The following is an 11894-nucleotide window of genomic DNA, read 5'->3' on the forward strand; positions in this document are numbered from 1 at the left end:
TGTTTACTATTAAAGAGGATTATCGACAATACCCCAGTTACCCGAATGGATATTTGATTCATGTAGTGACTGGATTTGTATCAGCTTCCATTGGTGCTGTGGCAATCCCAGCATTAATGACTAAAAATTTCATTGCCGTTACATTTCTAACTGCGGCTACACAGCAATTTAGAGATGTCCGTAAATCAGAGAGAGAAAGTTTGAAGGATCTCGAAAATACTGAATATGCTTATCGAGGCGATGCATATATCGACGGGATTGCCAAAACATTTGAATCCCGAAATTATTTTTCTTTAATTGTTGCACTTGTAACAGCAATAACCATGCAAGTGGTGGATACAAAAACTACTTGGATTGATTGTTTATCAGGTGCGGTTGTGGGCTTTCTTGTATTCTTCGTATTAAAACGATTTTCAAAGGGTAAAACACTTGGAGATATAGCTCAAGTGGAACAAGGTTCAATAGAGGTAAAGGGCTCTGATTTATATGTAGATGGGATCTTTGTTTCAAACCTATTGGGTACGGATTATGCTTCGGAATTGTTTGAACGAGAAGGTCTAGCCGTAGTCATTCATCCAAATGAAGAACGATTTAGAATTACACTAGACAATTTTGGCCAAAGACAGGCCGCTTTATTTGAAGCTGCAAGAACGATTGGATTGAAACGATACTCATTTACCCGAAAGGATTTTGAAAAAGGACGGGTCGTAATTGCTTTAGTCCCTATTATTAAAGATATTGACCGGTTCATTGAAGCTGTAAAGAAGACTCCATTGCTCGAAAGCACGAAAAAAACCTCAGAAGTGATGAATACAAATATGGCAGGTAAGGAATAGAGCATTCAAGGAAAAAAAGTCTTTGGTGCTCTTTTTCTATTGCTCCGAATCCATGCTCGTATTTCGGTCAATTTCATTTGTAAAGTAACAAGGCATTTAACTACTTCATATTTTATTGTGACGTTTAGTATAAAGAGATATTGGAGTGTGTGCCTTATGAGTATTGGCATTATCATAATGGGGCTGTTAATTGGCTTTATGGTTGGGTTAACTGGAGTTGGCGGAGCGGCGCTATTAACACCAGTATTAATCTTAATTGGCATTAGCCCATCCATCGCAGTTGGGACAGATCTTTTTTACAACTCCATAACAAAGCTGTTTGGTTCCTTCCAGCATTGGCGGCAAAAAACGATTAATCTGAAGCTGGTCAAACATTTAGCTATGGGGAGTATTCCTAGTGCCATTTTAGCGGTAGGGATTCTTCATTTATTTGATTCTTATTTTCATAATCAGGAGCAAATCATTAAACATGCATTAGGATATGTATTAATATTAGTCGCTCTTGCCACCTTGGTTAAAACGTTTATAAAAAACAAATTGGTGTGGAATAAAATTCAGATGAAGTCTTTAGAGGAAAAGCGGACCATGACCATCATGATTGGCGCTGTTTTGGGCTTTATTGTCGGGCTGACCTCCATTGGTTCAGGATCATTATTTGCCATTGCTATGTTGTACCTATATAGAATGACTCCTTCCGAATTGGTTGGTACAGATATTGCCCACGCCTTTTTACTCGTATCAGCAGCGGGTTTGATGCATGCTGGCATAGGCAATATCGATTATTTATTAATGGTCAATCTATTGTTAGGCTCCATTCCTGGTGTCCTATTGGGCAGTACCCTTTCTTCCAAATTTCCGGCTAAACCATTAAGAACCATTATGGCCCTGATGATTTTAGTTAGTGGGATCAAATTAATTTAAATACCCCTTAAAAAAACACGGCCCGCCCGCCGTGTTTTTATTTAAGAATGTAATGGTTCCTTTATATCTTTGTACCTGATCCTTATAACAATATATAAAACGATAATCATCACCTCTAAAAATAACCCCAAAGATGTCCATGTGTAAAAAGAAAAGTGCAGGTGATTCATACTATTTTTAAATAATAGAATCGATAAATACCCCAGTATTAGGCCGATTGGAAAGAGAAACTTGTTTGTATTGGACTTATATAAAAAGCTTGTACAATAATTAATAGCATAAAGAAGATAGGCTGCTTTAGCAAAAAATGTAGGAACCCAAACCGCAACAATTAGCAAATCAATTCTATCGAGGAAGTCCGTTAAATTAATTTGTTGTATTAGAATATAAGAAGGATAGGCAGCTTCACTGACAAGTTTTACACCAAGTACCGAAATATCTAAAATAAGGATAATCAAAAACATAAATAATCCTAAAGCAGTCCCTGAAATGACTGCTTTTCTAGCTGCACCTACTGGGTTAACATTAGCAATCACTAGGATAAATAAAACCATTTCCCCCATCCAGGCAAAAGTAAAAAAACTTGATTTTATTAAAGATGTTACTGTTTTAAAATGAGGAAGAGGCTGAAAATTCCCTATTTGCCATTCATTGAGTAAAAGCAATGGCAAAAGAAGAATGATCACAAACAGGATCCCGAAGTGGACTGCGTTAATTCGGGAGATAACCTCAATTCCTGCCATACTGACATAGACGAGGACAAATACAGAAAGCACCATTATCATATCAATAGGTGTATTGGGTAGTAACACGGCGGCAATAAAATCAATTACCCCCCTTAAATCGCGTAAAAACAAAATGGACGCAAAAGCAATAAAAATAAGAACAAATCCCTTTTCTAAAACTTTGCTTTGTTGTCCGATTAAAAACATTCGGCTAAGGCGATCGACATGAAGTTTCTTTCCGAAAATCAGAAAAGTCAAGAACAGAAAAACAGGAAAAAGAATAATTGGAATCATCCAAGTATTTTGTTCTCCGATTTGAACCATAATCTGAGGCAGGCTGATGATGGTGGAGGTAAAAATAAAGTTGGCCACTAATAACATCAATTGAAGATTGGATATTTTTTGCCTCATATATCGACAACCAGCCTTGAAATTCTTCCAAAAGAATTATTCAAAAAATTTGTAACACTGTTTAAGGAAAAATGGAGGGCGACCAAAAGCGAAACTCCCATCGCTGCTAAGATGAGCAAATACACCCACTTCCGCTCTTTTTTATCTATAATTTTTGCTTTTAAGACCACGATTAAATAGACTATCAGCGAAATCCATACAATCACAATACCAATACTCATGATGTCATCCTTTCTCTACTTTTCCTGAGTTAGTGATCCGTTGAATATCCGCATCAACTTTCACATTGACTTTCAAGTCAGAAAGTATCTTACCCCAATTCTTCTGCCACTTATTTTCCCATTGGATATTGTGATTTCGATATAAATACCATCCAAATCCAAACGGGTCGACTCCTTGAGAATGGGCGTGTGAAATAATAGAATTTATATCAGCTTTGATTTGTTTCTCCATTTTTTTGGTTATAAGATGATAAGTTGAAGGGTCTTCAATCCTTAAATTTGGTTCATTTTCTAACAGAGTTCCATTCAATTTAATAGTGAGATAAAAAACAGGTCTGTCATGAACAGAATGGAAGTTTGTTTTAACACTGCTATCAATAATTTGTAAAGTAATCTCTTGATTTTCATCAACAGGAAAAGAATATGTCTTTTTTGCCATTTTTTCTAAAAGCCAAAGTATTCCTTGGGATTCATTCTTATTGGTGAGAAATAGCATCTTATCACCTTTAAACACGCCAAAACTGCTCATTAGGATTTCTTTCCCGTTTTTTTCTTTTTTTAACGTTCCAGTATTTTCAATAACAGGTATAATCGTATCTTTCCCCGGACGGTCCAAGTCCTGTAGAGTGTCCTTAACCGTTGTATTGGTGCTCGCTTTCGCCATTTCCCGAATCGCTTCTCCTGAAAATTGTTCCATTCTTGGCTGAGTATTTAACATTTTAACAGCATCCCCTTTAGAGATGACAATGAAGGTGGATATTCGGGATTGCGGCTGTATGAATACTGCGTTTAATGTTTCGGTAATCCCCTGCTTTGCCAGATCCTCCCCAATAATTAACACCCTTCTATGAGCAAAATAAAGTTTACGGGATAATCTGATCTGGATGTCCTCCATCCCTTCACGCAAATTGCCGCCAGTTCCTTGAGCAACGAAAAACGGTCCCTCACCGCTTGTTCCGCCTCCACCGCCACTCGAACCCGAACCGCCTAAAGAACTTGGAAGAGGTATTTGCACTGAAAATCTGTAATTATGTCGTTCTCCTTTATCCACACCTGTTGCAACAACAAATGCTATATCATTGATCTCTTGTCGATCCCAACAGCCAGTCAACATGATCAAACATAATAGGCACAGCAATAGTAAACTCTTTTTCATGTTGGGCTCCCTTCTTCGTTACCTTCGGGAGGGGACGGCTGTAAATGTTCTGTCTGTCTTATGGAATCACGCTTCACAAATTGATTCGGTCTGTCGTTCATTGCCCACCAAGGCACACGGATAAACACATCCTTAAGTGCCTGAAAGGATAACGGGGCAAGCGGCCAAAAATAAGGGATGCCGAATGAACGCAATTTGCAAAGGTGTGTCAGAATTATAAGGGTTCCTAACACCACTCCAAACAGGCCAAACATCCCGCCTAAGATCATTAATGGGAACCTAAGCATTCTGATGGAAATTGACATGTTAAACCGAGGAATTGTAAACGAGGCAATTCCAGTCATGGAAACAGCGATTACGGTAGGAGCTGATACAATTCCCGCCTCTACAGCTGCCTGTCCTACGACCAAACCCCCAATAATCCCGACCGCCTGTCCTACCACCTGAGGAAGTCTTACCCCCGCTTCCCTAAGTGCTTCAAATGATAATTCCATAATGAGGACCTCAACAAACATAGGAAAAGGGATCGCCTCCCTGCTTGCGGCAATAGAAAACAGTAAGGATGTTGGAATCATTTCTTGATGATAAGTTGTTACAGCCACGTAAATACCAGGTAAAGTTAAAGCGATAAATAAAAAACCGACTCGCAACAATCTAAGAAATGCAGATATGTGATAGCGCCCATAGTAGTCCTCACTCGCTTGGAAAAACTGCCAAAACGTGGCAGGCATGACCAGAACAAATGGAGTACCATCAATAATCACGGCCACTCTTCCTTCGAGAAGATTAGCAGCAACAGTATCGGGACGTTCAGTGTTTTGAATTTGCGGAAACATACTCCATGGACTATCCTCGATAAATTCTTCAATATAACCACTTTCCAAAACCCCATCTACTTTGATGCGGTCAAGACGTGCCAAAACTTCTTTGACAAGCTCAGGAGGTGCCAGTCCCTCGACGTATAAAATGGCGATCCCAGTCTGGGTCTCTTCTCCAATTTCCTTGGACAGAATCTTTAATCGATTCGAACGAATTTTGTGGCGCACGAGGGCCGTATTGACTCGTAATCTTTCATTAAACCCTTCCCTAGGCCCTCGAACAGCTGATTCTGTTTGCGGCTCTGCAACACTGCGCCGCTCTCCTCCTTTAGCATCAAAAATGATGGCCTTCCGCATTCCATCTACAAATAGGACCGTATTGGCTTTTAATACATTACTTACCGCTTCATCCAGTTCTGTTGTTTCAGCAATAGAGCTAATAGATATGACTCTTTCTTTTAAAACGTCAATGGTTAATCTCTCTCGCTCAATCTCCTCAATGAGCTGCCTTAAACCATGCATTTCAACAGAAAGCGAATCAATAAAACCATCTACAAACACTAAATAAGCTTTTACCTTTCCTGCTATAAAGGGACGAAAAACAATATCCGTGCAATCTTTAAACAACTCTTGTAAAATCTCAATATTATCCATTATGTCAGCTTGAATTGGTTTTTTCGTTTCATCACTAGTTATCACTTTTTTACTTGTTTTCTTAGGTTTCAATAATTTTCTCATTACAAATCTCCACACTAAAGAGTAAGAATATCCAACCTTAATTTGACCAAAAGATAGAAATTTATTCCTGATTTGGTTAATGAGTTCATAAACCTGTCCTGATCAAAGCGACTTGAACATATACTGTACAAGATCTTTTTTTCTGGGGGTTATTATGTTTAATATGCTGGAAAAAGCAGTACTTGGTATGGCCACTTTAAGGGTCCTTTCAGGTAGTATAGAAATTTTTGCTGCCATATTAATGATTAAATTTAATACAGTTGAAAAAGCATTACTGGTAAATAGTTCTTTAGCCCTTGTAGGACCGGTGGTTTTAATCTTAACAACTACCATTGGTGTTTTGGGAATGATGGGAGGTAATATTTCCATAGCTAAAATTGCCTGGATTTTTCTCGGGGTAAGCTGTATTTTAATTGGGGTGATGAAATCTTAAAAAAGGGAGGACGAATGGCTGTGCTGTTCGTTTTTTTTTGAGGAAAAACGGTAGTATTTATTAGTTCCATTTGATAACATTTGACGTTAAGAGGGGTGAATTTTATGAATATTCGACAACCAAACATTCTAGTTTATAGTCCAAATCAGGCTGAGGAATACGCGAACTGTATACGAAAAAAAGGATTTTTTTCTGTTATGGTTGCAACAACCCGTGATGAAGCAGAAAATTTGTTATTCGGCACTGAGGTCATTTTAGGGTGGAAGTTTCCTACTGAATTATTGAGTTTGTCTGCTGCGGCTTCTGTTAAATGGTATCAATCCACTGGGGCTGGAGTGGATGATTTGGTCGCTGATTCTTCAATCCCTGATCATTTGATTCTAACAAGGATTGTAGACCAATTTGGCGGTAATATTTCTGAATATGTTTTTACGTATTTATTATATTTAGTGAAAGATGTAGCACGAATCAGTCAGGCACAATTGGAACATCGTTGGGATCCATTTATTGCTGATTCATTAGCAGGAAAAACAATCGGGGTGGCAGGGATGGGGTCGATCGGTACTGAGATTGTCCGAAAAGCCCGAGCCTTTGAGATGAAGGTATTTGGCTTAAGTAAAAGTGGAGTTAATTCGGAAATAGTAGACAAACATTTTTTTTCAGATCAATGGCCTGAATTTGTTAAGGACTTAGATTATTTAGTATTGACCCTTCCCTTAACAATGTCTACTTATCATATAGTAAATCGCGAGCTATTACTGTCTATGAAACCTGGAGCGATAATCGTTAATGTAGGTCGTGGAGCATTAATGAATGAAAACGATTTGGTAACCGTGTTGAAAACTGGACACCTTGGAGCTGCGGTTCTTGATGTGTTCGAGACGGAGCCTCTGCCAGTAGAACACCCGCTTTATTCCATTCCAAACGTATATATCACGCCCCATCTTTCAGGACCAAGTACGGCTGATGGTGTTTGTGATTTCTTTGCAGAAAATTTGAATCGATACATGGCTGGACAACCATTAGCAGGTGTAGTTGATTGGAAGCGCGGATATTAAATCAATCAACAAGTCTATTAGTGATTCATAAACTATTAAACTGAAAGCACCCCAATACAATGGAGTGCTTTTATCCAGATTTATTTATAGATCGGATATCCAATAAATTTAAAATCCTTACCGATTTTTTCAATCGTTGTATCTGTTAACTCAATTGCCTCAAGCATTTTATCTACCCCAGTACCTTCCAAGAAGGTAGGGGCATCTCTTCCACCGATTAATTTAGGGGCAAAATAAAGAACCACTTTATCAATAAGCTGATTCTCTAAAAAGGAGCCATTAACCGTCCCTCCCCCTTCAACTAAGACAGAGGAAATAAGGTGTTCACCCAATAGATCGAGGACTTCTTTTAGATGTACATTTTTTGAACCATTCGTTTGAAACACTTTAATCCCTAGTGATTGTAAAACAGACTCTTTCTCTTGGTCATATTTATTACTTGTAAAAATCCAAGTTTCCGCTTGCTTGTCTGTGATGACCTTTGAATCCAGCGGAATTCTTAAGGTAGAGTCTAAAATAACCCGGAGGGGGTTCCGTCCATTTGGGATTCTGGCAGTCAATTCTGGATTATCCTTTAAGACCGTATTTACTCCGACTAATATTGCCATATGTTCATTTCTCATATGATGAACATCCAACCTCGACTCTTGTGAGGTGATCCATTTGCTATCCGATGTATGAGTCGCTATTTTTCCATCCAGGGTTGTCCCAGCTTTTAAGGTAATAAAGGGTTTTTTCTGAACGATGAATTTATTAAACACTTCATTCATTTTTCGGGATTCTTCTTGTCGAACTCCAACGATCACCTCAAGACCTGCATCCTTAAGGATCTTAACCCCGTTTCCGGAAACAATTGGATTCGGATCAAGAGTGGCAATCACTACCTTTTTAATTCCAGCTTCCACTATGGCTACGGCACAGGGGCCAGTTCTGCCATGATGTGAACATGGTTCAAGTGTAACATAAATGGTTCCGCCCTTTGCTTTTTCTCCAGCCATTTTTAAAGCATGAATTTCAGCATGAGGTTCTCCTGCTTTCAAATGGGTTCCAATTCCCACAATCCGATTATCATTCACAATGACCGACCCAACTAATGGATTCGGATCTGTCTGTCCTTTCATCGCCTTTGCATTACTTAAGGCCAAATCCATATAAAACTCGTGATTAGTCATTACAACAGGTCTCCTCTTCCCTCAAATGACCAGATCGTTTCACTTTGGTTTCTAAGTATTTCTCGTTAAATTCAGACACGTCTCCCCATAAAGGTTCCCTGCCTGAAACCGGTAAACCGGACTCTTTTAATGCCGTTAATTTTTTCGGGTTATTTGTAATTAAGGCGACAGGTTTGGAACGTAATGCCTTTAAAACCTGTATGGCATCACTATAATTTCTGGAATCATCAACAAAGCCAAGTGCTTGATTTGCTTCAACGGTGTCATAATTATTTTCTTGAAGAATGTAGGCAAGAGCTTTACTAAATAAACCAATTCCCCTTCCTTCATGGTTCGCCAAATAAAATAATGCTCCCGTACCGTGCTCTACAATCATTTTCATCGATTGTTTTAATTGGAATCCACAGTCGCACCTTTTACTGCCAAAAATATCCCCAGTGTGACAAATGGAGTGCATTCTTATAATGGCGTCATCTCCATACTCAAAATCACCGTAAACCAACACACTAGATTGTTGGAATTCGGCTAAATTCGCTGATGATAATTTTTCAATAATACGCTCAAAATTCTCTGTTACCTCATCACAATTTAACCAGCAATACCAATTAAAAATAACTGTTTCCCCATATAGATTAACTGGCAGGCGAATCGGACCTACTAAATAAATGGCCCCTTTGTCTGTTTTTATTAATTGAATCTTATCGTTTAAGACAGAAAGAACCTTTGTATCAAATTTCGTCTGTGCCATTTTTTAAAATCCCCCTAATTAAAGACTTATTGTTAGTTTTTTCATGAAAGTTATTGGTATCCAATATAAAAAGAAAAAAGTTTACCTCAGTCAGTAGAGATAAACCCATTTTAGCGTATTTTACGAATATTATCCAAATTGCCACACGCTATGGCTTAGATTTCCATAACGGAAACTACGATGGAGTAAGGTTGCTTTATGCTCATTGTCTGCTGCGCCCATTGCATAAAAAATCGGAACAAAGTGTTCAGTCCCGTACGGAGGCACGGCAAACTGTGCATTTGGGGCTAATTGATTGTATTGAAAAAGTGCTGATAAGTCCCAATTTTCGATATGATAGGCGAGCCAATTTTCAAATTCAAGGGCCCATTCATCAGCTCGTCCATCGTCTGCCCAGTTAAGTGCACGAAGATTGTGAGATGTTCCACCGCTGCCAATAATTAAAATATCTTTTTCTCTTAAAGCTGATAATGCTTTTCCAATATTATATTGTTCTTGAGGTGTTAGTCTCGAATTGACTGACATCGATATGACAGGAATATCTGCATTTGGATAAAGCATACGAAGGACCACCCAAGCTCCATGATCTAAACCACGCTGAACATCTTTTTCAAACGGTATTCCACTGTCAATGAATAAATTCTCAATTTCTGAAGCCATTTGTTGATCTCCTCTGGCAGGATATTGAATCTTATATAGTTCTTCATCAAATCCTCCAAAGTCATAAATGGTCCGATACTGCTCAACATTGCCCACTTGTTGGATTCTTGATTCCCAATGAGCTGAAAACAAAACAATGGCCCTTGGACGAGGCAAATCTTTTCCTAATTGGTTAACAAACTGTGTATATTCATTGTTTTCTACTGCAAGCATGGGAGAACCATGGGCAATAAAAAATGATGGCATCATAACTATTTCCTCCTCTTTATATCGGTTTATATTTAGTTTTGTTATACGAAAATTTATTTCTTATTAGGATAACTTAGCTAAAGCTTAGCATGAGATAATAAATTTGTAAATATGAAATTAAGTTCTCTATTTAAAAACTTCCATCTTAAAAAAGGTTATATTTTTATATGGTGTTCAGTATTGAAGTACCTAAACAGGAAATCGCCTAAAAAGTATATAGCTGTGTTTAGTGGGTTTTCATAGACATATTGTGTATGGTCGAGAAAATTTTTGCAATTATTGTAATGGAAGATAAGTTACATTCGTTTTTTTCTAATCCAAAAGGAATAGTTCTACCCGCATCGAATTATTAAGTTAAAACCAGTGAAAAAGGAGAGTTAAGAGAATGATTGGTGAAGAGAAAAAAGAAATGGTTAGAAAATATGTAGATGCATACAATTCGTTTAATGTTAATGATATGTTTAAGCTTTTACATGATGAAATCTTGTTCAGAAATATTTCAAATGGTCAAGTTGACACGGAGACCAAAGGAATACTAGAATTTAGAGAACTTGCCGAAAAGTCGTCAAGGAACTTCTCAAGCCGAAAACAAACAATTATTAACATTGCAACTATTGACAATCAAGTTGAGGTGCAAATTGATTATGAGGGAATACTAGCTGTTGATTTACCCAATGGATTAAAATCAGGTGATAAGTTACAACTCATAGGAAAGTCTCTATTTGGTTTTAAAGAAGGAAAAATTTCTTTAATTGAAGATTATAGTTAAAACAGCTTAAGCAGGTTCTACTCTTAACAAATAGCTCCCGAGTCGTAGTTACGACTCTTTTTTCTCTTTGAAGATTACTTCTAGAAATATTATCAATCCCCTATTTGACAAACAGGGACAAATATTATATTATTATCTCGAATTCAAGATAATTAAATTTGAGATTGTTAAAATACAAATAAGGGGTGTAAAAGTATGTTAAAGAAATTAGATCACACAAATATGGGTAAAAGTAATTTGGGTTGGCTTAGAAGTATTTTTCATTTCTCATTCGCGGAATATTATAATCCACAAAACATACAGTTTGGAAAACTGCGGGTGGTAAATGACGACTTAGTTGCCCCTGGTACAGGCTTTGATTTTCATCCACATAAAGAAATGGAAATCATTTCATATGTCGTGAATGGTAAGCTAACTCATGGTGACAGTATGGGCAATCAAAACACTATCTCGCGGGGACATGTTCAATATATGAGTGCAGGAACCGGTGTGTTTCATAGTGAGCATAATTTGGGTGAGGAAACATTAAGATTTTTGCAAATATGGATCTACCCAGATCAAGCAGGCTACGAACCAAATTACGGTGATTACCGATTTGATTGGGACGAGAGACAAAATAAATGGCTCCACATGGTATCAAGCAAAAACGGCAGTGCTCCTATAAAAATAAACCAGGACGTAAATATTTATGCCCTTGAATTGGAAGCAGGCAAAGAAATTGAGTTTCCAGTTGACGCTAATCGGCAGGCCTATTTAGTGCAAGTTGAAGGAAGCTCCATGATTAATACTGTTACTTTAAAAACAAGAGATGCATTGGAAATTGTGGAAGAGAATATCTTCATTAAGGCTAATGAAACTGCACATTTCGTTGTTTTAGAGATGGAGAAAATTTCCTAAAAAAATGGTCCTTCGTGCTTTACGAAGGACCATTTTCATTTTTTAATTTGATTTTAAAATTCTTTTTAGATCTTCCACAAAT

At 37.6% G+C, this 11894-nt stretch carries 13 protein-coding genes; 6 read left to right on the forward strand and 7 right to left on the reverse strand.

Going from position 1 to position 11894, the window contains the following annotated elements:
• Together V7083_RS14370 and V7083_RS14375 are read left to right on the forward strand one after the other, a co-directional pair.
• Positions 1-836: YIEGIA domain-containing protein (locus V7083_RS14370; RefSeq protein ID WP_335478915.1), on the forward strand; the 836-nt coding region annotated here is incomplete at its 5' end.
• Between the two features lie 156 nt (positions 837-992).
• The gene (locus tag V7083_RS14375; protein WP_335478918.1) at positions 993-1757 is read left to right on the forward strand and encodes a sulfite exporter TauE/SafE family protein; all 765 of its coding nucleotides are present in this window, start codon (positions 993-995) and stop codon (positions 1755-1757) included.
• A 41-nt stretch (positions 1758-1798) separates the two neighbouring features.
• Here the strand turns inward: V7083_RS14375 and V7083_RS14380 are convergent, their stop codons facing one another.
• Genes V7083_RS14380 through V7083_RS14395 form a run of 4 tightly spaced genes read right to left on the reverse strand, consistent with a single transcriptional unit; the run spans position 1799 to position 5826 of the window.
• On the reverse strand, positions 1799-2893 hold the full coding sequence (locus V7083_RS14380; RefSeq protein ID WP_335478920.1) for a GerAB/ArcD/ProY family transporter: 1095 nt from the start codon (positions 2891-2893) through the stop codon (positions 1799-1801).
• Positions 2890-3114, reverse strand: coding sequence for a hypothetical protein (locus V7083_RS14385; protein WP_335478922.1), 225 nt, complete (start codon positions 3112-3114; stop codon positions 2890-2892). The genes V7083_RS14380 and V7083_RS14385 overlap by 4 nt, the downstream gene beginning before the upstream one ends.
• A gap of 4 nt (positions 3115-3118) precedes the next feature.
• The gene (locus tag V7083_RS14390; protein WP_335478924.1) at positions 3119-4270 is read right to left on the reverse strand and encodes a Ger(x)C family spore germination protein; all 1152 of its coding nucleotides are present in this window, start codon (positions 4268-4270) and stop codon (positions 3119-3121) included.
• Complete coding sequence (locus V7083_RS14395) at positions 4267-5826, reverse strand: spore germination protein (protein ID WP_335478926.1); 1560 nt, start codon at positions 5824-5826, stop codon at positions 4267-4269. Before V7083_RS14395 ends, V7083_RS14390 begins: the two co-directional genes overlap by 4 nt.
• Before the next feature lie 163 nt (positions 5827-5989).
• Here V7083_RS14395 and V7083_RS14400 point away from each other — a divergent pair, with 163 nt between their 5' ends.
• Together V7083_RS14400 and V7083_RS14405 are read left to right on the forward strand one after the other, a co-directional pair.
• Positions 5990-6259, forward strand: coding sequence for a YqhV family protein (locus V7083_RS14400; RefSeq protein WP_335478940.1), 270 nt, complete (start codon positions 5990-5992; stop codon positions 6257-6259).
• A gap of 104 nt (positions 6260-6363) precedes the next feature.
• Positions 6364-7317 carry a D-2-hydroxyacid dehydrogenase gene (locus tag V7083_RS14405; RefSeq protein WP_335478928.1) on the forward strand — a complete coding sequence of 318 codons (954 nt, stop codon included), beginning with the start codon at positions 6364-6366 and terminating at the stop codon, positions 7315-7317.
• Between the two features lie 80 nt (positions 7318-7397).
• On the opposite strand, the gene ribD is transcribed toward V7083_RS14405, so the two are convergent.
• The 3 genes from ribD to V7083_RS14420 form a co-directional block, all read right to left on the reverse strand.
• Entirely contained in the window at positions 7398-8489 is a 1092-nt protein-coding gene (gene ribD / locus V7083_RS14410; RefSeq protein ID WP_335478930.1) for a bifunctional diaminohydroxyphosphoribosylaminopyrimidine deaminase/5-amino-6-(5-phosphoribosylamino)uracil reductase RibD, read from the reverse strand.
• Positions 8482-9237, reverse strand: coding sequence for a GTP cyclohydrolase II (locus V7083_RS14415; RefSeq protein ID WP_335478932.1), 756 nt, complete (start codon positions 9235-9237; stop codon positions 8482-8484). Before V7083_RS14415 ends, ribD begins: the two co-directional genes overlap by 8 nt.
• 129 nt (positions 9238-9366) lie before the next feature.
• Positions 9367-10146 (reverse strand): DODA-type extradiol aromatic ring-opening family dioxygenase, encoded by a 780-nt coding sequence (locus V7083_RS14420; protein WP_335478934.1) that lies wholly within the window; start codon positions 10144-10146, stop codon positions 9367-9369.
• Between the two features lie 385 nt (positions 10147-10531).
• Between V7083_RS14420 and V7083_RS14425 the strand changes: the two genes are divergently transcribed.
• Together V7083_RS14425 and V7083_RS14430 are read left to right on the forward strand one after the other, a co-directional pair.
• Positions 10532-10915 (forward strand): nuclear transport factor 2 family protein, encoded by a 384-nt coding sequence (locus V7083_RS14425; protein ID WP_335478936.1) that lies wholly within the window; start codon positions 10532-10534, stop codon positions 10913-10915.
• Between the two features lie 195 nt (positions 10916-11110).
• Positions 11111-11812 (forward strand): pirin family protein, encoded by a 702-nt coding sequence (locus V7083_RS14430; RefSeq protein WP_335478938.1) that lies wholly within the window; start codon positions 11111-11113, stop codon positions 11810-11812.
• Positions 11813-11894 lie beyond the last annotated feature (82 nt).

It is taken from the genome of Bacillus sp. JJ1764, assembly GCF_036962145.1.
Lineage (GTDB): Bacteria > Bacillota > Bacilli > Bacillales > Cytobacillaceae > Neobacillus.